General features: G+C 69.3%; 22 protein-coding genes. 7 read left to right on the forward strand and 15 right to left on the reverse strand.

Translation table 11 applies throughout. From position 1 onward, the window contains the following. Positions 1-440: 440 nt before the first annotated feature. Entirely contained in the window at positions 441-2,213 is a 1,773-nt protein-coding gene (ctaD, locus tag PUT80_RS18875) for a cytochrome c oxidase subunit I (protein WP_037815289.1), read from the reverse strand. Positions 2,214-2,348: 135 nt separating this feature from the next. On the opposite strand from ctaD, the gene PUT80_RS18880 reads away from it, so the two are divergent. Beyond that, positions 2,349-3,179, forward strand: a complete 831-nt coding sequence (locus PUT80_RS18880; RefSeq protein ID WP_275292980.1) for an aminoglycoside phosphotransferase family protein — start codon at positions 2,349-2,351, stop codon at positions 3,177-3,179. Here the strand turns inward: PUT80_RS18880 and PUT80_RS18885 are convergent. Then, positions 3,172-3,909 carry an alpha/beta hydrolase gene (locus PUT80_RS18885; RefSeq protein ID WP_238604499.1) on the reverse strand — a complete coding sequence of 246 codons (738 nt, stop codon included), beginning with the start codon at positions 3,907-3,909 and terminating at the stop codon, positions 3,172-3,174. The genes PUT80_RS18880 and PUT80_RS18885 overlap by 8 nt on opposite strands. 51 nt (positions 3,910-3,960) lie before the next feature. On the opposite strand from PUT80_RS18885, the gene PUT80_RS18890 reads away from it, so the two are divergent. Continuing rightward, positions 3,961-4,485, forward strand: a complete 525-nt coding sequence (locus PUT80_RS18890) for a GNAT family N-acetyltransferase (protein WP_037815293.1) — start codon at positions 3,961-3,963, stop codon at positions 4,483-4,485. A gap of 258 nt (positions 4,486-4,743) precedes the next feature. Here the strand turns inward: PUT80_RS18890 and PUT80_RS18895 are convergent, their stop codons facing one another. Next, positions 4,744-6,213: an MFS transporter gene (locus PUT80_RS18895; protein ID WP_275292981.1), complete on the reverse strand. Its 1,470-nt coding sequence runs from the start codon at positions 6,211-6,213 to the stop codon at positions 4,744-4,746. Positions 6,214-6,238: 25 nt separating this feature from the next. On the opposite strand from PUT80_RS18895, the gene PUT80_RS18900 reads away from it, so the two are divergent. After that, entirely contained in the window at positions 6,239-6,772 is a 534-nt protein-coding gene (locus PUT80_RS18900) for a CGNR zinc finger domain-containing protein (protein WP_275292982.1), read from the forward strand. 10 nt (positions 6,773-6,782) lie between these two features. On the opposite strand, the gene PUT80_RS18905 is transcribed toward PUT80_RS18900, so the two are convergent. Beyond that, on the reverse strand, positions 6,783-7,088 hold the full coding sequence (locus PUT80_RS18905) for a hypothetical protein (RefSeq protein WP_101438092.1): 306 nt from the start codon (positions 7,086-7,088) through the stop codon (positions 6,783-6,785). 93 nt (positions 7,089-7,181) lie between these two features. Beyond that, positions 7,182-8,306, reverse strand: coding sequence for a nucleotide pyrophosphatase/phosphodiesterase family protein (locus tag PUT80_RS18910; RefSeq protein WP_043832149.1), 1,125 nt, complete (start codon positions 8,304-8,306; stop codon positions 7,182-7,184). 45 nt (positions 8,307-8,351) lie between these two features. Between PUT80_RS18910 and PUT80_RS18915 the strand changes: the two genes are divergently transcribed. Next, on the forward strand, positions 8,352-8,555 hold the full coding sequence (locus tag PUT80_RS18915; protein ID WP_078870550.1) for a zinc ribbon domain-containing protein: 204 nt from the start codon (positions 8,352-8,354) through the stop codon (positions 8,553-8,555). 248 nt (positions 8,556-8,803) lie between these two features. Here the strand turns inward: PUT80_RS18915 and PUT80_RS18920 are convergent, their stop codons facing one another. After that, entirely contained in the window at positions 8,804-9,916 is a 1,113-nt protein-coding gene (locus PUT80_RS18920; protein ID WP_037815313.1) for a PLP-dependent transferase, read from the reverse strand. A gap of 59 nt (positions 9,917-9,975) precedes the next feature. Between PUT80_RS18920 and PUT80_RS18925 the strand changes: the two genes are divergently transcribed. Then, a complete protein-coding gene (locus tag PUT80_RS18925) occupies positions 9,976-10,491 on the forward strand; it encodes an Lrp/AsnC family transcriptional regulator (RefSeq protein WP_037815315.1) in 516 nt (171 codons plus the stop codon). A gap of 27 nt (positions 10,492-10,518) precedes the next feature. On the opposite strand, the gene PUT80_RS18930 is transcribed toward PUT80_RS18925, so the two are convergent. The 7 genes from PUT80_RS18930 to PUT80_RS18960 all read right to left on the reverse strand — a co-directional run bounded on the left by PUT80_RS18930 (position 10,519) and on the right by PUT80_RS18960 (position 17,866). Continuing rightward, positions 10,519-12,285, reverse strand: coding sequence for a 3-hydroxybutyryl-CoA dehydrogenase (locus PUT80_RS18930; protein ID WP_275292983.1), 1,767 nt, complete (start codon positions 12,283-12,285; stop codon positions 10,519-10,521). Between the two features lie 114 nt (positions 12,286-12,399). Further along, positions 12,400-13,086 carry a dihydroxyacetone kinase phosphoryl donor subunit DhaM gene (gene dhaM, locus PUT80_RS18935; protein WP_037815318.1) on the reverse strand — a complete coding sequence of 229 codons (687 nt, stop codon included), beginning with the start codon at positions 13,084-13,086 and terminating at the stop codon, positions 12,400-12,402. Then, positions 13,083-13,706 carry a dihydroxyacetone kinase subunit DhaL gene (gene dhaL / locus PUT80_RS18940; protein WP_037815424.1) on the reverse strand — a complete coding sequence of 208 codons (624 nt, stop codon included), beginning with the start codon at positions 13,704-13,706 and terminating at the stop codon, positions 13,083-13,085. Before dhaL ends, dhaM begins: the two co-directional genes overlap by 4 nt. After that, positions 13,706-14,707, reverse strand: coding sequence for a dihydroxyacetone kinase subunit DhaK (dhaK, locus tag PUT80_RS18945; protein WP_275292984.1), 1,002 nt, complete (start codon positions 14,705-14,707; stop codon positions 13,706-13,708). The genes dhaL and dhaK overlap by 1 nt, the downstream gene beginning before the upstream one ends. Before the next feature lie 78 nt (positions 14,708-14,785). After that, the gene (locus PUT80_RS18950; RefSeq protein WP_275292985.1) at positions 14,786-15,781 is read right to left on the reverse strand and encodes a hypothetical protein; all 996 of its coding nucleotides are present in this window, start codon (positions 15,779-15,781) and stop codon (positions 14,786-14,788) included. Between the two features lie 101 nt (positions 15,782-15,882). Further along, complete coding sequence (locus PUT80_RS18955) at positions 15,883-16,158, reverse strand: hypothetical protein (RefSeq protein ID WP_037815322.1); 276 nt, start codon at positions 16,156-16,158, stop codon at positions 15,883-15,885. 10 nt (positions 16,159-16,168) lie between these two features. Then, the gene (locus tag PUT80_RS18960) at positions 16,169-17,866 is read right to left on the reverse strand and encodes a sodium:solute symporter family protein (protein ID WP_043832136.1); all 1,698 of its coding nucleotides are present in this window, start codon (positions 17,864-17,866) and stop codon (positions 16,169-16,171) included. Between the two features lie 254 nt (positions 17,867-18,120). On the opposite strand from PUT80_RS18960, the gene PUT80_RS18965 reads away from it, so the two are divergent. Next, positions 18,121-18,546, forward strand: a complete 426-nt coding sequence (locus PUT80_RS18965; protein ID WP_275292986.1) for a hypothetical protein — start codon at positions 18,121-18,123, stop codon at positions 18,544-18,546. A 16-nt stretch (positions 18,547-18,562) separates the two neighbouring features. Here the strand turns inward: PUT80_RS18965 and PUT80_RS18970 are convergent, their stop codons facing one another. Next, on the reverse strand, positions 18,563-19,276 hold the full coding sequence (locus PUT80_RS18970) for a TetR/AcrR family transcriptional regulator (RefSeq protein ID WP_275292987.1): 714 nt from the start codon (positions 19,274-19,276) through the stop codon (positions 18,563-18,565). Between the two features lie 89 nt (positions 19,277-19,365). Here PUT80_RS18970 and PUT80_RS18975 point away from each other — a divergent pair, with 89 nt between their 5' ends. Beyond that, the gene (locus PUT80_RS18975) at positions 19,366-19,950 is read left to right on the forward strand and encodes a flavodoxin family protein (protein ID WP_275292988.1); all 585 of its coding nucleotides are present in this window, start codon (positions 19,366-19,368) and stop codon (positions 19,948-19,950) included. Between the two features lie 13 nt (positions 19,951-19,963). Here the strand turns inward: PUT80_RS18975 and nucS are convergent, their stop codons facing one another. Continuing rightward, positions 19,964-20,623: an endonuclease NucS gene (nucS, locus tag PUT80_RS18980; protein ID WP_037815327.1), complete on the reverse strand. Its 660-nt coding sequence runs from the start codon at positions 20,621-20,623 to the stop codon at positions 19,964-19,966. Between the last annotated feature and the right edge of the window lie 70 nt (positions 20,624-20,693).

Below are 20,693 nucleotides of genomic sequence, written 5' to 3' on the forward strand. Positions count from 1 at the left end.
GCACCGACGCTTAGGCCACGGCGAGTCGGCACGCCCAGTCTGGCCTCCAGCGGCGGCGGGCAGAACGCCCCCGTGCCGTGCTTCACACCGCCGGTGCCACGAACGGGCAATGAACGACGCTGGGCGGGTCGGATGAGGCCGGGTTGAGCGGCGGGGTCGGGTGCGCGCGGCCGGACGGCTAAGAGTCCATGTGCGGTCCTCAGCGGCAGCAGACGGGCGACTCGGGCCGCCGAGAGGTCTCTGACGAGAGCAGGCCGAGCGGCAACGGATCGGCCGTGCGAACGGCGCTCGGGCTAGGTCTGGCGGCCCAGTCGGTCCTCGGGAGCCTTCACGCCGGTTCCAGCCAGCCGAGCCACGGCACTCCGGGCGCAGAAACGGCGCGTGCCCGGCCGAGGGGAACCTCGACCGGGCACGCGCCGGGCACATCCTGCGAGCGCTCGTTACTGCTCGCTCGCGTTGTCCTTGCTGTGGTCGCCCGGCATGGTGGCGTCCACGAGCTTCTGCGACGGGGCCCCGACGTGCTTGGCCTTGCCGAAGAAGCCGATCTCGCCTTCCGCGTGGAGGCGTTCGACCATGTGCGGGTAGTGCAGTTCGAACGCGGGCCGCTCGGAGCGGATCCGGGGCAGTTCGGTGAAGTTGTGCCGCGGCGGCGGGCAGGACGTGGCCCACTCGAGCGAGTTGCCGTAGCCCCACGGGTCGTCGACCGTGACGATCTCGCCGTACCGGTAGCTCTTGAACACGTTCCAGATGAACGGCAGCGTGGACGCACCGAGGATGTACGCGCCGATCGTGGAGATCGTGTTCAGCGTGGTGAACCCGTCGCTGGCCAGATAGTCCGCGTAACGCCGCGGCATGCCTTCCGCGCCCAGCCAGTGCTGGACCAGGAACGTGGTGTGGAAGCCGATGAACGTGGTCCAGAAGTGCCACTTCCCGAGCTTCTCGTCCATCATCCGGCCGGTGATCTTCGGGAACCAGAAGTAGATCCCGGCGAAGGTCGCGAACACGATCGTGCCGTAGAGGACGTAGTGGAAGTGCGCCACCACGAAGTAGCTGTCCGACACGTGGAAGTCGATCGCCGGGGCGGCCAGCATGATGCCGGTCAGACCGCCGAAGAGGAACGTGACGATGAAGCCCATCGAGAAGATCATCGGCGTCTCGAAGGACAGCTGGCCCTTCCACATCGTGCCGATCCAGTTGAAGAACTTCACGCCGGTCGGGACCGCGATGAGGAACGTCATGAAGGAGAAGAACGGCAGCAGGACCGCGCCGGTCGCGTACATGTGGTGCGCCCACACCGCCACCGACAGCGCCGCGATCGACAGCGTCGCGAAGACCAGGCCCTTGTAGCCGAACACCGGCTTGCGGCTGAAGACCGGGAAGATCTCCGACACGATCCCGAAGAACGGCAGCGCGACGATGTAGACCTCGGGATGGCCGAAGAACCAGAACAGGTGCTGCCACAGGATCACCCCGCCGTTGGCCGGGTCGAACACGTGGGCGCCGAGGTGCCGGTCCGCCATCAGGCCGAACAGGGCCGCGGTGAGGATCGGGAACGCGAGCAGGATCAGGATGCTCGTGATCAGGATGTTCCAGGTGAAGATCGGCATCCGGTACATCGTCATGCCCGGTGCGCGCAGGCAGACCACCGTGGTGATCATGTTGACCGCACCGAGGATGGTGCCCAGACCGGATACTGCCAGGCCCGCGATCCACAGGTCGGCACCGACGCCGGGCGAGTGGATGGCGTCCGAGAGCGGCGTGTAGGCGAACCAGCCGAAGTCGGCGGCGCCGCCGGGCGTCAGGAAGCCGGACAGCACGATCAGGCTGCCGAACAGGAACAGCCAGTAGGAGAACGCGTTCAGCCGCGGGAACGCCACGTCGGGCGAGCCGATCTGCAGCGGCAGGACGAAGTTCGCGAACCCGAAGAGGCTCGGCGTCGCGTACAGCAGCAGCATCACCGTGCCGTGCATGGTGAACAGCTGGTTGTACTGCTCCTGGGACAGGAACTGCTGCCCGGGCTGGGCGAGCTCCGTCCGGATGAGCATGGCCATCGCGCCGCCGATCATGAAGAAGGCGAACGACGAGACCAGATACATGATCCCGATCTGCTTGTGGTCCGTCGTGCGGAACAACCGCAGCAGGTACGAACCCTTTGCCGTCTCGCGCGCGGGATACGGGCGCGTCGCGATCGGCTTGGGGGCTACGGCCGTCACTCCTGCCTCCAACACTGCAACCTTGTGGTGGTCAACTTCGGGGCGCTCGGGCTCAGGCGGGCCTGATCCGGGCGGTCAAGGGGATCGTAGCCCTCGGTACCGACAGTCGCTCGCACCGGCTGCTTAGATCACCGCATGACCGACCCGTTCCGCGCCGCGGCGGTCTCCGCCGCGCTCGCTGCCGGCCGCCGGTTCGGCCTGGCGACGGGGTCGGCCGAGGTGCTGCACGAGCGCTCGAACGTGCTGGTGAGGATGGGTCCGGTGGTGGCGAGGGTCCCGGCCACCACGCGGTTGCTGCGGCCGGACGCGACGGCCTGGCTCGAACGGGATGTCGCCCTTTCGGCCTACCTCACCGAACGTGGTGTGCGCGTCGTCTCACCGACCGCGGATCCCCCGGCCGGACCGCATTTCGCGGAGGGATTGCCGGTCACGCTCTGGCACTGGACCCCGCACGATCCGGACCATCGGCACGGGCCGGACGAGACCGCCGCGTCGCTCGCCCGGGTCCACGCCGCGTTGCGCGGCTATCCCGGCGAACTGCCGTCCCGCGGCCCGGTCGGCGAGCTGCTGGACACCGTCGCCCGCAGCGGTTCGCTGCTGGACGGCTTCGCCGACCGGATCGGCGCGGAAACGGAACGGCTCGCCGCGCTGCTGCCGTCCGGCCCGGTCCAGCCCCTGCACGGCGACGCGCACCCCGGCAACCTCATCGAGACCGCCGACGGCCCGTGCTGGCTCGACTTCGAGGACACCTGGCGCGGACCGCTCGAATGGGACCTGGCGATCCTCGCGCGACAGGGCGGCTCGGAGTTTCTCGCCGCGTACCCGGGCGAAGCGGACGAAGCCGTCCTCGCGACGTGTACGCAGCTTCGCTCGCTCTTCGCGGTCACGTGGCGGTTTCTGATCGCACAGCGCTTCCCGCACCGCCTCGACGAAGCACGCGCCGCGGCCGTCGACTACTTCAGCTGACCCAGCCGAGGATCGCTTCGACCACGCCCGCCGGGTCCTCCAACGGCGTCAGGTGCCCGACGTCCGGGAGAACGGCGAGGGTCGCGTCGGGGAGTGCTTCGACCATGGTGTTGGCGGCGTCGAGCGGCGTGATCGCGTCGCGCTCCCCCACGATGACGAGCGCCGGAACGTCGGTTTCGCGCAGCAGGTCAACGGAATCGGGCCGGTTGCGCATCGCCCGCGCGGCCCAGGCGACCCCGGACGGCGGCTGCGCGTCGATCAATTCGCGCACGCGCGCGCGAACGTCGGCGGACGCGGTGTCGGCCAGCAGGTTCGGCAGATTCGCGTCGGCCAGCCAGCCTTTGACGCCTTCGGCCTCGGCGCGATTCGCGACGTCGAGCCGGGTTTGCGCGGCTTCGGGTGTGTCCGCGGCAGCTTTGGTGTCGATGAGGACCAGCCCGCCGACGCGCTCGGGCGCCTGCCGCAGGACGGCCATCGCGAGGTAGCCGCCCATCGAACAGCCGCCGAGAACCACCTGGTCGAGTTCGAGCTTGTCCAGGAGCGCGACGACGTCCCTCGCCGCGTCCGCCAGCTCCGGCTCGGCTTCGCTCTCCGGCAGCGGACTCCGGCCGAGGCCGCGCTGATCAGGCGTGATGACCCGGAAGCGTTCCGCGAGCGGCGCGCGGACCGGGTCCCACATGCGGGCGTCGAGCGGGAAGGCGTGCAGGAGCACCAACGGCAGTTCGGTCATGGCGGAGATTGTCGCTGTTTTTGGGCGCGATTTTTGTCGGACCCCGTCGTTATGGTCGGGGGCGTGACAGAGATCGTGACGGAAAGGCTGGTGCTGCGGCACTTCGTGGAGGCGGATCGGCAAGCGGTGGTGGAGATCCAGAGCGACCCGGAGACGAACCGGTACAACCCGCGTCCGCCGGACACCGCGACCACGCTGGTGATGTTCGACAGCTGGCTCGAGCACTGGGCGACGTTCGGCTATGGGTATCTGGCGGTCCGGGAGCGAGGCAGGCCGGAAGCCGCCGACGGGTCGGACGTGATCGGCATGGCCGGCGTGCGCAACCGGGAGTTCCGGGGCGAGAAGGTGCTGAACCTGGCGTACCGCTTCCGCCCGTCGGCGTGGGGGAAGGGTTATGCGGTGGAGGCCGCGCGGGCGTCGGTGGAGTGGGCGGAGCGGGAGATACCGGCGATTCCGGTGCTGATCAGCGTCGCGGTGACGAACACGCCGTCGTTGCGGGTGGTGGAGAAGCTGGGTTTTACGGATTACGTGGAGGAGGAGTACGACGGGGCGATTTCGCGGCATTTCCGGCGGTGAGGCTGGGCGGGGCGTGGCTGGGTTGGGCCGGGCGTGGCTGGGTTGGGCCGGGCGTGGCTGGGCTGGGCCGGGCGTGGCTGGGCTGGGCCGGGCGTGGCTGGGCCGGGCGTGGCTGGGCCGGGCGTGGCTGGGCTGGGCCGGGCGTGGCTGGGCGTGGGACCGATTCTGCGGTTCGCTGCCCTGAACCCTGGCGTGGAAAGTCCGCCGGTTATCGCATCAGGTTGGCAGCTTGCGCGGTGGAACTCGCGCCCGGACAAGTCAGCTTTCGCTGAGATGGTTGGTGGTGGTCCGGGTCGAGCGGTTAGCGTTGCCCCGGGTTGAGCCGTCGGTGATGTCTTGAGCCGAGCGGTTCGTGTTGTCCCGCAACAACCATCCGCCGACGAGACCGCTCGTTACCGCGATCGCGCCGCACAGGGACAGGACCAGCAGCACCCCGTGGGTCGCCCCGGCGCTCCCCTCGCCGTGGGTCGCGTAGACCGCGCCGGACACCGCGATTCCCAAGGCCAACCCGAGTTGCCGGGAGCTGTTCGCGGCGGCGCCAGCGGTGCCGCCGTACTCAGCGGGCACCGAAGCGATCGCCACGGCGGGGAAGACCGGGGACACGATGCCCGCGCCGATTCCGGTCAGGCTCAGCGCCGGGAGCAGGGCTAGCCAGGTCGGGCTGAGCAGCACCGCGACCGCGGTCAGGCAGCCTAGGCCGAGTAACACCGTCGCGCCTCCGAGAACTCGGTCTGGCGATGTGGTCTGCAACCGTCCGCTGATCAAGGCCGACACCACGACGAACACCACTACCTGCAGTGCCAGCACCGCCGAGGTCGCCGCCGAGGTGAGGCCGGTCGTGTTCTGCAACCACAGCGAAATCACTGGCAGCGCACCGAATCCCGCGAAGTAGTAGCTGAACGCGACGAGCAGCACGCCGAGGAATCGGCGCGTCGCGAACAAGCCGGGAGGCACCATTGGCGTACCGCTATGGCGTTCCGCGACCACGAAAGCCGCGACGGCTACCGCCGTGACCAGGTACCCGATCACCGCGCCAGCAGACGACCATCCGCGATCGCCGCCGGTGATGACGGAATAGGTGAGGCCCGTCGCGGCGAGCGAGAACGTGGCGATGCCCGGGTAGTCGACGGTGCGGCCGCGCGCTCGCGGCCCCTCCTTCAGCGACGTCGCCGCCATGACGATCGCGACCGCGCAGATGGGCAGGGAGACGAAGAAAACCCAGCGCCAGCCGAGCACCTGCGCGAGCACACCGCCGGAGAAGGTGCCCACCGCGCTGGCCACTCCGGCGACCGTTCCCCAGACCGCGAACGCACGGGCGCGGTCGCGGCCCTCGTAGGTCAGCCCGACCAGCGGCAGGATCGTCGCGAACATCGCCGCGCCCGCGACGCCCTGCACGACCCGCGCGGCGATCAGCTCGCCGGGCGTTCCGGAGAGGCCGCAGGCGAGCGTCGCGACGGAGAACAGGACCAGCCCGGCGAGGTAGACGCGCTTGCGGCCGAGGAGGTCGCTCAACGAGCCGAAACCCAGCAGCAGACCGGCGAGCGCGACCGTGAAGACGTCCACGATCCATTGCAGCTGCCCGTATCCCGCGCCGAGCTCGGCTCCGATCGCGGGCAGCGCGACGGTGACGATGCTGGTGTAGATCAGCAGCAGGAACGTGCCAACGCACGCGGCGATCAACGGAACCCAGGACGGAGCTTCGGGCTCAGCGCGGCTCGTTAGAGACATACCGAGAGCGTGCTGTAATAGGCTTATGCCGCATAACTCTTACTACCGGAGTTTCCTCAAGTTCGTGACCGGCCTCTCCAACGACCGTCCCGCGGACCTCGCCGACCTGCTCGGACGCTGGGACGAACCGGAGATGGGCCCCGTCCCGCCGGTCGCCGACGAGGATTTTCCCGAGGTGTGCGCTTTCCTGGACCGGTGGATCGAGGTCGTCGACGCCACGGACGAGACGGACCGGGTCCGGCTGCTGAACGCCCTGCTGGCCGAGGCCGCCGCCTACCCGCGGATCACCGAGCACGACGGGTACAGCTGGCATCTGCACTACCAGGACGACGGGATGCGCCTGCCCGCGGTATTGCGCGGGGTGACTTCCGTGGCGGCGGCCCAGTACCTGACCTCGACCAGCCTGCACCGTCTCGGTCGCTGCGCCGCGGCGGAATGCCGCCGCGCGTTCGTCGACTTCACCCGCAGCGGGACACAGCGGTACTGCACCCACGCGTGCGTCAACCGCGACGCGGTCCGGCGGCATCGGGCGCGGCGGAAGGAAGCCCTTTCGCGGTAAGGGCTTCTCGTCACCAACGCCGGTTCGGCCGCCGCCGCGCCCGGGCCTCCCAGCAGGGCCGATGCCAATGCCTGCGATCCGCGACGCCGCCGGTCTCGTCGGCGGGCCACACGACCAGGTGCGGGACGCCCGGGCGGATCTCGTGGTCGCAACCGGGACAGCGGTAGGTCTTGGCGGCCTGCGAGCCGGGGACCGTGCGCACCAGCCAGTCGCCGTCGGGGGCGGATTCGCTGCGGGCCCAGCCGCTGACCGCGCCGGCGTCCGGCCGTTCGACGGGACCGGAACGGCCTCGGCCGGGTCGATTGCGTCTGGGCACGCAGCCACGGTAACCGGACGTCGGGTCGGTTCGGCCACACACCCCGAGCCGCACCCGCCGACGCTGCGCAAGGTGCGTGAGCTCCGCCAGGGATCAGCCTCGGGCGATCGCCAGTGGGACGAGTTGCTCCGCCGACGTCAGCGAGCCGTGCTGGCCGACCAGGTTCGATTCCACGGCCTCGGCGAGTTCGCGAACCATGCCGAAGGTTCCCGTCGCCGCGGCAACGACGTCGCCGATCCGCGGACGCACCCGATCGCTCACCGCGGCACCGAACCAGCCTGCCGCGATCGCCTCCTCGCGCGGCAACACCCAGGCCCGCTGACCGAGGACCTCGCGCCACGCGGCCACCACATCAGCCGTCGCGCCGGGTTCGGTGTAGACGTGCCGCGCGCGGACCTCGCCGCCGAACGCGCGGACGCCTGCCAGCAGTTCCGGAGCGTCCTCCAGGTTCAGTTTCTCCTCGACGGTCACCATTCCGTGGTCCGCCACCACCGCCAGCACAGCACCGGCGGGCAGTCCGTCCACAATGGACTCCACCAGCCGGTCGACGTGCCGGAGCTGCATCCGCCACGCGGTCGAGCCGGGGCCGTAAAGGTGGCCTAGCAGGTCCAATTCGCTGTGGTAGGCATAGCAAAACGCGCGCGACGAGAGGATGTCCAAGGTTCGCGCGGCCAGATCACCCAGCGCGTGTACGCCTGCGTATCGGGCACCGCTTTGCGTTGCCTGGGTCAGGGCAGTATTGGCGAAATGTGCCGAGGACACCACCGCGGCCTCGATGCCCGCGGCGGCGGCGCGTTCGAAGGTCGTCGGGAGGGGTTGGACTTCGCGGGGCGGCAGGGCGCCTCGGAGGTCGCTGCCGTCGTCGTGGGAGCGCCAGCGCAGAGCGTTCAGGACGCCGGTTCCCGGGATCTCGAAGGTGTAGCCGACCATGCCGTGCTCGCCCGACGCCAGACCGGTGCCGATCGCGGCGACGCCGGCAGCGGTGGTCGACGGGAAGCCGACTCGCAGGGGGCTGCTGGCGAGTTCGGTGAGGACGGGGGCGTCGGCAGCGTGCTGGGCGAGCAGTTCCCAGCCGAGGCCGTCGATGAGGAGCACGCACGCGCTGCGGGCTTCGGGCAGCGCCAGGCCGCCGTCCTCGCCGGGCACGCCCAGCGCGCCGAGCAGGGCGGGAACGACCTGGCCGAGGTGCGGAACATCCGCGTACTGGGGCACATCCACCCGGACAGCTTCCCACCAACGCGGCCCGCCAGCGATAATCGACGCATGCCCACCTACGCCTACCGTTGCCGCGACTGCACCGAGACGTTCGAACTCCAGCGCCCGATGGCCGAGTCCAGCGCGCCCGCCCCGTGCCCGGAGGGGCATACGGACACGGTCAAGCTCCTCACGACGGTCGCGCTCACCGGTTCGGCCTCCGCGCCCGCACCGGCTGGCGGAGGGTGTTGCGGGGGCGGTTGCTGCAGCTGACCTGCTCTCATCGCGGCTGGGGCGCCCGGCTGGCGAGGGGCTGGCTGGCGGAGCTTCCGGCCTGGCTCGACACGGTTGCCGCAGCCGATCAGCGCACCTCCCGACCGGGCCGACCAGTTGGCGAGGGGCTCGGTCCCGAAGCTGGCTGGCAAAGCTTCCAACCCAGCCCCGTGCTCACCGGTCCGGCGAACTCCTGAACCCCGGCATCCACCGCCAACCCCGGCGGTGGATGCCGCGAGCACACCCGATCAGCAGGACTTCAGCGCCTGATCCAGGTCAAGCCACAGGTCCTCGACATCCTCCAGCCCCGCCGAAAGCCGCAGCAGGCCGTGGGTGATGCCCGAGCCCGTACGGTCGTCCTCGGCGACGATGCGGTGCGTCAGCGAAGCCGGGTGCTGGATCAGCGTGTCGACGCTGCCCAGGCTCACCGCGGGCGTGATCAGCCGGACCGCGCCGATGACCGCGTGGGGGTCTCCGGTTACCTCGAAGGCCACCAGCGGGCCGCCCAGTTTGGGGTAGTGCACGGCGCTCACCGACGGGTGCGAAGCCAGCCGCGAAGCCAATACGGCGGCGGTTTCCGAAGCAGCCTTCACTCGCAGCGGGAGTGTCGAGAGGCCGCGCAGCAGCAGGTATCCGGCGAGGGGGTGCAGCACGCCGCCGGTCGCGAAGCGCAGGGAGCGCAGGCGCGCGGCTTCCTCGGCGTCGCAGGCCACGATGCCGCCCATGACGTCGCCGTGGCCGCCCAGGAACTTGGTCGCGCTGTGCAACACCATTCGGGCGCCCAGCCGGCCGGGGCGCTGCAGGACTGGCGTCGCGAAGGTGTTGTCGACCAGGACCGGGACGTCGCCGCAGGCCTCGGTCAGGGTGGCGATGTCCAGTTCGCTCAAGGTCGGGTTCGCGGGCGTCTCCACGAAAACCAGGCCGGTGTCGGGACGCAGAGCCTCCGCGACATCCTCGGGCGCGGTCCAGGTGACCTCGGTGCCCAGGAGGCCGGTGGTCAGCAGGTGGTCCGTGCAGCCGTACAGCGGCCGGACGCCGACGATGTGCCGTTTTCCTTGCGATACCGCGGAAAGCAGGCACGCGGAGACCGCCGCCATGCCGCTCGCGAAGGCCACGGCGTGGTCGAAGCCTTCGAGTTCCGCCAGCGCCTGCTCGAACCGTTCGACGGTCGGGTTGCCGATCCGGCCGTAGATGCCGGTGACGTTCCCGCCCGCGGCGAACTCGTCGATCCGGCGGGCCTCCTCGGCACTGTCGCGCGCGGGGTAGGTCGTGGAGAAGTCGAGCGGGGCGGCGTGCAGGCCGAGGTCGGCGAGATCGTCGCGACCGGCGTGGACGGCTCGGGTGCGCAAGGCGGAAGTCATGGCAGTCACGTTCGGACACGACACGGCCGCAACGCAACAATCTCGGATAAGATTCAGCGATGAGCGAGACCGTCGAACTGAGTCCGGTTGATCTTGAGATTCTGCGGGTGTTGCAGAACGATGCCCGGACGTCGAACAAGGAGCTCGCGGCCGCGGTCGGGCTCGCGCCGTCGACCTGTCTGGACCGGGTGGCGCGGCTGCGCGAGACCGGCGTGATCACCGGACAGCACGCCAAGGTCGACGCGGCGAAGGTCGGGCGTCCACTGGAAGCGTTCCTGTTCGTGCAGGTCCGGCCGCATCGACGGCCGCTGGTCGAGCAGTTCGTGGAACATCTCCTGGCGCTGCCGGAGATCCGCGCGGTCTACCACCTGACCGGGCCGGACGACTTCCTCGCGCACGTCGCCACCACCTCGGCCGCGGAGTTGCAGCGGCTGGTGCTGGACGAGCTCACCTCCCGCGACGAGGTCGCCCGCGTGCACACCAACCTCGTGTTCCAGCAGTGGCAAGGCGGCCCGCTGCTGCCACCGGACGGCGAACCCGCCCAGGGCGCGCGCATCCGGCGGCGCGACCGGTGACCGGACCGTTCTCTACCCATAGAAGCGTCAGTAGTCCTTGAAGCCCTTGCCGGTCTTGCGGCCCAATCGTCCCGCCGTCACGAGGTGTTCCAACAACGGAGCCGGCGCGAAGCCTTCTTCGCGGAACTCGTTGAACAGCGTCCGCTCGATCGCCAGCGACACGTCCAACCCGACCACGTCCAGCAATTCGAACGGTCCCATCGGCAGACTGCAGCCGACCTTCATCGCGGTGTCGATGTCATCCGCCGACGCGTAATGCGCTTCCAGCATTTTCACCGCGTCGTTGAGATACGGGAACAGCAACGCGTTCACGATGAATCCGGCCCGGTCGCCGCAATGCACCGGATGTTTGCCGACCGCCGCGCACACTGCCGTCGCGGTCGCGGTGACATCGGGAGCGGTGGCGATCGTCGACACCACTTCCACCAGTTTCATCACCGGTGCGGGATTGAAGAAGTGCAGGCCGATCACGTCACCGGGGCGCGAAGTCGCCGCCGCGCATTCGATGACCGGCAGTGAGGACGTCGTGGTGGCGAGCACCGCGCCCGGCTTGACGACCTCGTCCAACGCCGAAAACACCGCCTGCTTAACGGAAAGCTCCTCGGCCACCGCTTCGACCACCAGGTCGACGTCCGCCAGTTCCTCGAATTCCGTCACCGGACGGATCCGGCCAAGCGCGGCCGCAGCGTCCTCTTCGGACAGTTTTCCCTTCACCACGGCCTTGTCGAGCGACTTCTTCACCTTCGCCACCGACGCTTCGGCCTTCTCCATGCTCCGCGCCCGCAGCACGACGTCAAAACCGCGCTTGGCAAACACTTCCGCGATACCGGTCGCCATTGTGCCGGTGCCGATCACGCCGACAGACCGCACTTCGCGAGCCACCAAAGAGTCCACTTCGGACGAAGTGACCGAATCCACCACCACCGGCGAATCGGGTGCGTCGTAGGTGTAGAAACCACGTCCGCTCTTGCGACCCAACTGCCCCGCGGTGATCATCTGCTTCAGCAAGGGCGCGGGCGCGTGCAGCCGGTTCCGGGATTGATGGTACATCGTGTCGAGGATTTCGTACGCGGTGTCCAGCCCGATCAGGTCGAGCAGTGCGAGCGGGCCCATCGGGTAGCCGCAGCCGAAACGCATTGCCGCGTCAAGATCTTCGCGGGTGGCATAGCGCTGTTCGTACATCCGCACCGCGTGGTTGAGATAGCCGAACAGCAGCGCGTTCGCGATGAACCCGGCCCGGTCGCCCATCACCACCGGCGATTTGCCCAGCCGCTGCGCGAATTCCACGACGTCGGACACCACGTCCGGCTCGGTGACCACCGTGCGCACGACCTCGACCAGCTTCAGCACCGGAGCCGGGTTGAAAAAGTGCATCCCGACGACCTTGCCCGGCCGCGCGGTGTGCACGCCGATCTCGGTGATCGACAGCGAGGACGTATTGGACGCGAACACCACGTCCGGCCGGGTCACCTGGTCCAACTGGGTGAATACCTCGGCCTTCGCCGCGAGGTTCTCCGGGATCGCCTCGATCACCAAGTCCACTTCGGACAGTTCGGTCAGCGAGGTCGTGGTGCGGATCCGGCCGAGCAGCGCCTCGCGGCCCGCCGCGTCGAGCTTGCCGCCCGCGAGCGCCCGTTCGGTCGAATGCCGCAGGTGGCCGAGGCCGCGTTCAACCCCGGCCTCGTCGAGTTCCACCGCGACCACGTCGAGCCCGCTGCGGGCGAGCACCTCGGCGATGCCCGCGCCCATCGTGCCAAGACCGACCACACCGACCGTCGAGATTTCCCGTGCCACAGGGCCTCCAGAGGTTACCCGCTGGTAATTGCCGCTCACTGTGCCACGCGAGCCCCTCGAAAGCACATCGGAATCGAGTCAGTCCGGGCGAAGTCACCCGGTCGGAAACCGGCGTTACTCCCCGAAGTTCGACTCCACCAGCTCGGCCACCTTCGCGACCGCCTCCGCCGCCTGCAGCCCGCGAGCCCGCACCACGATCCGGTCGCCCTGGCGCGCACCGAGCGACATCAGCGCCAGCACGCTGTGCGCGTCCGCCTCCTGCTCGCCCAGCCGGATCGACACCTCGGCCTCGAATTCCGCCAGGCTGCGCACCACGACCGCGGCCGGGCGCGCGTGCAGGCCGACGTCGTTGGTCAGCGTGAATTCCTTCTCCACCACGCCTTCCTCACCGGCCGCCGACAGCTCCACCGCGGCCAGATCCGGCGCGACACCGGCGCTCGCCGCGGCCTCGCCCACCGCCTTGGCGTTCGCGCCGCCCTGCGCCGCGACGGCCGCCGCCACCGCGCCTTCCACCAGCGGCGCGTCGACCACGACCGCGGCGGACGGGTCAGCGAGCGATTCGACCGCCAGCTCGGCGGTCATCTGCGCGCTGCCGAGGTCGTACAGCAGCACCACGCCGTCGCCGGAATCCGCCCGCTGGGTGGCCGCGACGACCTCGTCGTAGTCGGTGCCGATGCCGCCGCCGTCGGGCAGCCCGCCCGCCGGGACGATCCGGACGTCCGGGGCCATCTGGGCCGCCAGGTCGGCCAGGCCCTCGGCCAGTTTCGCGCTGTGCGACACAAGAACGATTCCGACGGTCACCGGGCCGCCTCCGCGAACGCACGCAGCAGCAGCGCCGTCGAACGAGCGCCCGGATCCATGTGCCCGACCGCCCGTTCCCCGAGGTACGAGGCACGTCCCTTGCGCGGGATCAAGTCCACAGTGGACTCCGCACCGCGGTCCGCTCCGTCCGCCGCCGCGGTGAGCACGTCCGCGATCGTTCCGTCCGCGGCGCCTTCAGCCGCGGAGAGCGCCGGGATCAGCGCGTCGACCATCGTCGCGTCGCCGCCCACTGCCTTGCCGCGCGCCTGCACGCCTTCCAATGCTGCCCGCAACGCGTCCAGCAGCAACGGCACGTCGATCTCCGCCGCGTCGCCAAGCTTCGCCGACGCACGCAGGAAAGCCGTCCCGTAAAGCGGTCCGGCCGCGCCGCCGACCTTGGAAATCAACGTGGTGGCAGCGAGTTTCACGACTCCGGCCGGGGTTTCCGGCACCGCGGTCTCCAGCGCGGAGACGATGGCGGTGAACCCCCGGCTGAGGTTCTCGCCGTGGTCGGCGTCGCCGATCGCGCGGTCCAGGTCCACCAGTTCGGTGCGGTGTTCGGCGATCACTTCGGCGGCGGCGCGCAACGCGGCCGCGACCCCTTCGGCAGTGCAGGCCATCAGATCCCCCACCGCAGCGCGGGCGTGCGCACCGGCGCGTCCCACAACTGCGTAAGCTCGTCGTCCAGTTTCAGCAGGGTCAGGCTGATGCCCTGCATTTCCAGGCTGGTGATGTACGGGCCGACCAGCCTGCGTTCGACCAGGATCCCGCGCTCGGCCAGCAGCCGCTCGGCGATGCCGTGCGCGAGGTACAGCTCCAGCTGCGGCGTGCCGCCCATCGAGTTCGTGAACAGCAGCACCTTGTCGCCGGATTCGAACGGCAGGTCGGACACCACTGCCTCGACCATCCGGGCGACCAGCACGTCCGCCGGTTCGGCCGGGATCCGCTCGCGGCCGGGTTCGCCGTGGATGCCGATGCCGAACTCGATCTCGTCCGGCCCGAGGTCGAAACTCGGCTCGCCAGCGTGCGGCACGGTCGGCGCGGACAGTGCCACCCCGATCGACCGGACCTGCCCGATCACCTTGCGCGCCAACGCTTCCACCGCGTCCAGCGAATCGCCGCGCTCGGCCGCCGCGCCGGCGATCTTCTCCAGCAGCACGGTCCCGCCGACGCCGCGCCGCCCGGCGGTGAACGTGGAGTCCTTGACCGCCACGTCGTCGTCGATGACCACGCTGCGCACGTCCAGGTCCTCGGCCGCGGCCAGTTCGGCGGCGGTCTCGAAGTTCAGCACGTCGCCGGTGTAGTTCTTCACGATCAGCAGCGCCCCGGCCGGTCCGGTGGTCGCCGCGATCGCGCCCTGCACCGCGTCCGGGGTCGGCGAGGTGAACACCGGCCCGGGCACCGCGGCGTCGAGCATCCCGGGGCCGACGAACCCGCCGTGCAGCGGTTCGTGCCCCGACCCGCCGCCGGACACCACCGCGACCTTGCCCGCCACCGGCGCGTCCGCGCGCACGACCAGCGCCGGATCGTCGCGCACGCGCAGCAGGTCCGCGTGCGCGACCGCGAGCCCTCTCAGCGATTCGGCGACGACGGCCGCCGGATCGTTGATGATCTTTTTCATGGCGGACCTCCGGCACCTCGGCGTCGTGGACGACCCCAACCTATGAGGTCGCCGGGCGCGCCGCAAAGCGCCCCCTGGTCACGCCGCGGGCAGTTTCCCGGCCAGCTGCTTGGCGAGCCCGACGGTCTTGCCGCACGGGTCGTCCTTGTCCGGCTGCGCGTCGGAGTTCGTGTACTCCAACTGGACCACCTCGACGCGCTCTTCCTTCCACTGCCGGTGCTGCCATTTGACCTGGCAGCTCGACCCGGAGGTGCCTTGCTTCGAGTACGCCTGGCTCGGCGTGCCGACGTCGGCCTTCAGCCAGCCGTCGCCCTCGCTCGGCGCGACGCCGGGGAACATCGTCACCCGGACGCTCGGGATGAGGCCCCATTCGCACGAGTGCAGTCCGGACGGCCGCGGCTTCCCGCCCTTCACGACCCCGTCCACCGCGGCCGGGTCGAGCACCGTGCACGGGTCGACGGCGAGCAGCGTGCCCGGACCGGGCGTGTACTTCTGCGGGTTGTTGTGCAGCTTCTCGACCGCCGTCGCGACGAGTTTGCGGCCCGCGGCGCAGGCGTCGCCGCCGGTGTAGTCGATCCGGAAGGAGACGCCGACGGCCGGGTTCCGCGCGGTGAGCGCGCTGACGACGCAGCCGGATCCGCCGCCGAGGTCGGGCACCTCGACCTGCGGCAGCCCGCCGACCACGCCGGTGGTCTTGTCGGAGGCGAACGTCACGAGGCCGCCGACGTCGACGCTCGCCCGGATTTCCTTGCCGCCCGGGTCGGTCGCCTTCGCGACACAGGAGTCGAACTGCGTGCTCGACGCGGTCGCCTCGCCCTGCATCGTGCCGAGCGGGCTCATCGCGGTCTTGTCCACGAACTGGCACGGCAGCAGGTCGCGCAGCACGGCGGGAGCGACCGCGGGATCGGTGATCGGGCCGGACGTCGCGGCGCTGTCCCCGCCGGCGGGGACAGTCGTGCGCGCGAAGTTCTCCTTGCCCAGGTTCGGACCGCCGCACGCGGACATCGCGATCACGCCCGTCGCGACCAGGGCGGACAACTTGAGGAACCGGCCGAACCGGCGATCGTGCACCACGTCCGGCAACCTAGCGGGCGAGGCTGCCGGACGTGGGCGCATTGAATATTTCGGCGTGGCGAAGCCACTCCGTTGAGGGTGGCGGTGGGGCGGGGCCCGGGTTATTCGGCGGGTGAGGTTTCCGTCGTTTCCGTGCTCGGCGGCACGACGAGCGGCCGCAGCACCGCCCACAGCACGAACATCGCGGTCACCACCAGCAGGCCGATGCCCGACCAGAGGTTGATGTTCACGTCGGCGGCCTTCTTGAGGTCGTCGTCGCTGGTGAACCCGGCGCCCATGATCGTGAGGATCACGCCGTAGACGCCGAGCAGCAGCGCGATGATCAGCCGGATGTCGAAGGCGCCCGCCTTGTGCGGCCGCGAGGTTTTCTCGGTCATGCGGGCCTCCTCAGAAGATGATGTTGAGAGCGATCGTGAGCACGAGGACGATGCCGGCCAGCAGGCCCGGCTTGCGGTACCAGCCCGCGTTCTCGCCCGTGTTGTCGTGCTTGAGCGCGTCGCGCGGGGTCAGCGAGTAGACCAGGCCGACCAGCTGCGCGTCCGGCTTCGGCTGAGTGGCCAGGGAAACCCCGACGCTCACCACGATGTCGACGACGAACGCGGTGCCCGCGGCCACGAAGCTGGTGCCCTGCCCGGCGAGCGACAGCACGTCCAGCTGCGACAGCGCCCAGATCGTGATCGCCGACGCGGTGCCGGCCACCAGGCCGATCCACCCGGCCGCCGCGGTCATCCGCTTCCAGAACATGCCGAGGATGAACGTGGCGAACAGCGGCGCGTTGAAGAAGGAGAACAGGTCCTGCAGGTAGGTCAGGATGTTCGCCGACTGCGACGCGACGAACGCGGTGCCGATGGCCAGCACGGTCGCGACGACCGTGGTCTTGCGGCCGAGGCTCAGGTAGTAGCCGTCCGGCTTGTCCTTCTTCACGTACGTCTGCCAGATGTCGTACGTGAAGACGGTGTTGAACGAGCTGAGGTTCGCCGCCATGCCCGCCATGAACGACGCGAGCAGACCGGCGATCGCGATGCCGAGGATGCCGTTGGGCAGCAGGTCGCGCATCAGCAGCAGGAGCGCGTTGTTCGCGGTGACCCCGCTCGGCGCGGTCTTGTCCTGCAGCAGAAGTCCCTTGTCCTGCATGTACTCCGGCACCACGACGCCGGCGATCATGCCGGGGATGATCACGATGAAGGGCACCAGCATCTTCGGGAACGCGCCGATGATCGGCGTCCGCCGCGCGGCCGACATGCTCTTCGACGCCATCGCGCGCTGGACCTCGACGAAGTTCGTCGTCCAGTACCCGAAGGACAGCACGAAGCCGAGACCGAACACGATGCCGAGGACGGACAGGAAGTTGTTGCCGAAGCCGGTCAGGTTGTCGCCCGGCCAGGAGTGCAGCTGCGCGGTGCCGCCGGGGCCGTCGGTGATCTTCTGCACCAGGCCCTGCCAGCCGCCGACCTTGACCAGGCCGACGATGGTGAGCGGCAGCAGCGCCACGACGATCACGAAGAACTGCAGCACCTCGTTGTAGATCGCGGCGGACAGCCCGCCCAGCGCGGTGTACGTGAGCACGATGGCGGCCGCGACGACGATCGACACCCACAGCGGCCAGCCCAGCAGCAGCTTCACGACGCTGGCCAGCAGGAACAGGTTCGCGCCCGCGATGAGGATCTGCGCCGCGGCGAAGCTGATGCCGTTGACGAGGTGTGCCGTCGGACCGAACCGCCGCCGCATGAACTCGGGGACGCTGCGGACCTTGGAGCCGTAGTAGAACGGCATCATCACCAGGCCGAGGAACAGCATCGCCGGGATGGCGCCGATCCAGAAGTAATGGACGGTCGGCAGGCCGTAGAGGACGCCGTTCGCGGACATGCCCATGACCTCGACCGCGCCGAGGTTCGCGGAAATGAACGCCAGACCGGTGACCCACGCCGGCAGCGACCGGCCCGACAGCAGGAAGTCGAGACTGCTCGACACCTGCCTTCGCGCGAGATAGCCGATGCCGAGCACCAGGACGAAATAGAACGCCAACTCGATGTAGTCGATCGGACTCGCGTCGAGCCGCAAGTTCGCGTCGGCGAGGAACGGCACCCTGCCACCTCCGAATCAAACATTCTCACACAGAAAACACCATCGTTCCTGTCAGACCGGCACAGTACTGCATGGATTCCGAAGAGGCACCCCGACACCGCGGTTTTTCACCAACCTGCCGCTGACCTGTGCATTCCGCGTGCCCGGAAGCACCCGTGTTGAGTCCTGTCGCTTCGCTCGCCAACCCCTCACCAACGGGACAGATTCACTCGTTCCGGGGTGGCGCTCGGTGCCGGGCCCATAAGATCCCGGCGATGACCGGCCCCGCGCTGCCCCTCCCCGGACGGCTTCGCGCCGCTTTCGGGCTCGTGGTCCTGCAAGCGCTGCTGAACGGCGTGTTCGGCGTCTTCGCCCATCGGCAAATCGACAAGCAGCGCGCTGGCGGCGAGGAACCGTTTTCGATTCTGTACTCGCTGGAGTACCTGTCGTACGCCTTCGCCGCCGGACTGCTGGCGGCCGGGATCGTGGTTCTGCTCGGCTACGGCTGGGGCCGGTGGGCGCTGCTTGCAGTCGAGGTGTTGTCCGCGCTCGGCGGGCTGCTCAACCTGGCGGGCGGCGGCGTGGCCGCGGCGGCGGGCCTGGTGCTGGCTGGAGCAGTGGCGACGACGTTGTTCCACGCGGAAGCGAAAGCGTGGTTCGCCGCGAAGGCTGCTCAGCGTCGCGCCGGGTCGACGCTCTGACGCATTCCGTCCGGTGTCATCGGCTGGCTTCGTTGAGCCGGGCGAGCCATTCGCGCAGCAGACCGGCTTCGAAGACGCTGAAACCCGCTTCGGTGACCGGGTCGGCGTCCTTGGTGGGGGTGACGATTCCGAGCAAAGCCTGCGCACGGTCGGCGATCGGGGAACTTTCGGGGGCCGGTTGGTCGATCAGCGCGTCGAGCACCAGGTCGCCCAACGGCCGGATCACCTCGACGTCCCGCGCTTCTTCCGGCTGGGCCAGCAGGAGCAGAACCGCGCCGGTCGTGGACGCCTCGATCGCCACCGCGGCCGCCTCGACCGGCACTCGGAGCCTGCCCTGTGCGTTGGCGCGTTCGAGCATGCCGCACAGGATGGCCCGGTTTTCCGCCGCCGCCGCGGGCTGTTTGCCCGGCCGGACGGTTCCGTACATCAGCGTGTAGATCGCGGGATTGGCCAGCCCGAACGCGACGTGCATCTCCCAGCCGTGACGCAGGTCCTCGACCGGATCCTCGCTGGGCTCGAGCGCGTGTTTCTCCGCGAGGTAGCTCTCGAAACCGAAGGTGACCACGGCGTCGAGCAGCCCGTCCTTGTCCGCGAAAAGCCGGTACAGCGTCGGAGTTTGCACTCCGGCCGCCGCCGCGACCGCCCGGGTGGACAACCCCGACGGGCCGGCCGTCGCCAGCAGTTTCACCGCTTCGCTCAGGATGCGCTCGCGCTGGTCGTCCGATGCCATGTGCCGACGATAACAGATACCTGTTGACGTTGACACTGACACTGTCATCGGAATAGCGTTATCAACGTCAACAGCGAAAGGAACCTCTGATGTCCTCTGTTCACGTCGCCATCGCTTACTTCTCCGGCTACGGGCACACCCTCGAGATCGCGAAGGCCGTCGCGGCGGGCGCCGAGTCAGTGCCCGGCACCCGCGCCGACCTGGTCGACGTAGCCGAAATGACCGACGCGAAATGGGAAACCCTCGACGCCAGCGACGCGATCATCTTCGGCACGCCGACCTACATGGGTTCGGCGTCCGGCGCGTTCCACGTGTTCGCCGAAGCGACCTCGAAGCGCTGGATGTCCCAGCGCTGGCTGGACAAACTCGCGTCCGGGTTCACCAACTCCGGCTCGATGAGCGGCGACAAACTGCACACGCTGCAGTACCTGGCGCTGCTCGCCGCGCAGCACGGCATGCACTGGGTCAGCCTCGGCCTCATGCCCGGCTGGAACACCACCACCAGCACCGAACACGACGACAACCGGCTCGGGTTCTACCTCGGCGCGGGCGCGCAGACCTGGAACGACCAGGGTCCGGAAGCCGTCCACGCCGCCGACCTCGCCACGGCACGCCACCTCGGCGCCCGGGTCGCGACGCAGGCCCGGCGCTACCGGCAGCCGCTCGCCGCCTGACCCCGGGCGGTGCTCAGAACAGCCGGAACTCGTCCGAATCCGTGCCGCGCAACGCGTCATAGTCCAAGACGACGCAGCGGATCCCGCGGTCCTCGGCGAGGACGCGCGCCTGCGGCTTGATCACCTGCGCCGCGAACACGCCCTGCACCGGGGCGAGCAGCGGGTCGCGGTTGAGGAGTTCGAGGTACCGGGTCAGCTGCTCGACGCCGTCGATCTCGCCGCGGCGTTTGATCTCCACCGCGACCGAACCGCCGTTGGCGTCGCGGGCCATGATGTCGACCGGGCCGATCGCGGTCGGGTACTCGCGGCGGACCAGCGTGTAGCCGTCGCCGAGGGTTTTGATGTGCTCGGCGAGCAGTTCCTGCAAGTGCGCTTCGACGCCGTCCTTCTGCAGGCCCGGGTCGACGCCGAGGTCGTGCTTCAGGTCGTGCATGACCTCGTCGATGGTGATGACGAGTTTCTCGCCCGCCTTGTTCTGGACCGTCCAGACGTCCGGGTCCTCGATCAGCCAGCACGGCGGCGACATCCAGTTCAGCGGCTTGTAGGAGCCGCCGTCGGAGTGCACGAGCACCGAGCCGTCGGCCTTCACCATCAGGACGCGGTTGGCCATCGGGAGATGCGCGGTCAGCCTGCCGACGTAGTCGACCTGGCACCGGGCGACGACGAGCCTCATCGGACCCGCCCCGCACGGAGCGGGCTGGCTTGCTGAGAGGGGAGCACGAGACGCACCCGCCGAGGGTAGG

This window comes from Amycolatopsis sp. La24 (genome assembly GCF_029087445.1).
Classification (GTDB): domain Bacteria; phylum Actinomycetota; class Actinomycetes; order Mycobacteriales; family Pseudonocardiaceae; genus Amycolatopsis; species Amycolatopsis nivea.

Bases quoted from the DNA above. Each gene is read 5' to 3' on its own strand.
- PUT80_RS18900 (WP_275292982.1), top strand. From the start codon at position 6,239: ATGCCGCATAACTCTTACTACCGGAGTTTCCTCAAGTTCGTGACCGGC.
- PUT80_RS18970 (WP_275292987.1), bottom strand. From the start codon at position 19,276: ATGGCATCGGACGACCAGCGCGAGCGCATCCTGAGCGAAGCGGTGAAA.
- dhaK (WP_275292984.1), bottom strand. From the start codon at position 14,707: ATGAAAAAGATCATCAACGATCCGGCGGCCGTCGTCGCCGAATCGCTG.
- PUT80_RS18925 (WP_037815315.1), top strand. From the start codon at position 9,976: ATGAGCGAGACCGTCGAACTGAGTCCGGTTGATCTTGAGATTCTGCGG.
- PUT80_RS18920 (WP_037815313.1), bottom strand. From the start codon at position 9,916: ATGACTTCCGCCTTGCGCACCCGAGCCGTCCACGCCGGTCGCGACGAT.
- PUT80_RS18880 (WP_275292980.1), top strand. From the start codon at position 2,349: ATGACCGACCCGTTCCGCGCCGCGGCGGTCTCCGCCGCGCTCGCTGCC.
- PUT80_RS18955 (WP_037815322.1), bottom strand. From the start codon at position 16,158: ATGACCGAGAAAACCTCGCGGCCGCACAAGGCGGGCGCCTTCGACATC.
- nucS (WP_037815327.1), bottom strand. From the start codon at position 20,623: ATGAGGCTCGTCGTCGCCCGGTGCCAGGTCGACTACGTCGGCAGGCTG.
- PUT80_RS18895 (WP_275292981.1), bottom strand. From the start codon at position 6,213: ATGTCTCTAACGAGCCGCGCTGAGCCCGAAGCTCCGTCCTGGGTTCCG.
- dhaL (WP_037815424.1), bottom strand. From the start codon at position 13,706: ATGGCCTGCACTGCCGAAGGGGTCGCGGCCGCGTTGCGCGCCGCCGCC.
- PUT80_RS18890 (WP_037815293.1), top strand. From the start codon at position 3,961: ATGGTCGGGGGCGTGACAGAGATCGTGACGGAAAGGCTGGTGCTGCGG.
- PUT80_RS18915 (WP_078870550.1), top strand. From the start codon at position 8,352: ATGCCCACCTACGCCTACCGTTGCCGCGACTGCACCGAGACGTTCGAA.
- PUT80_RS18965 (WP_275292986.1), top strand. From the start codon at position 18,121: ATGACCGGCCCCGCGCTGCCCCTCCCCGGACGGCTTCGCGCCGCTTTC.
- PUT80_RS18975 (WP_275292988.1), top strand. From the start codon at position 19,366: ATGTCCTCTGTTCACGTCGCCATCGCTTACTTCTCCGGCTACGGGCAC.
- PUT80_RS18885 (WP_238604499.1), bottom strand. From the start codon at position 3,909: ATGACCGAACTGCCGTTGGTGCTCCTGCACGCCTTCCCGCTCGACGCC.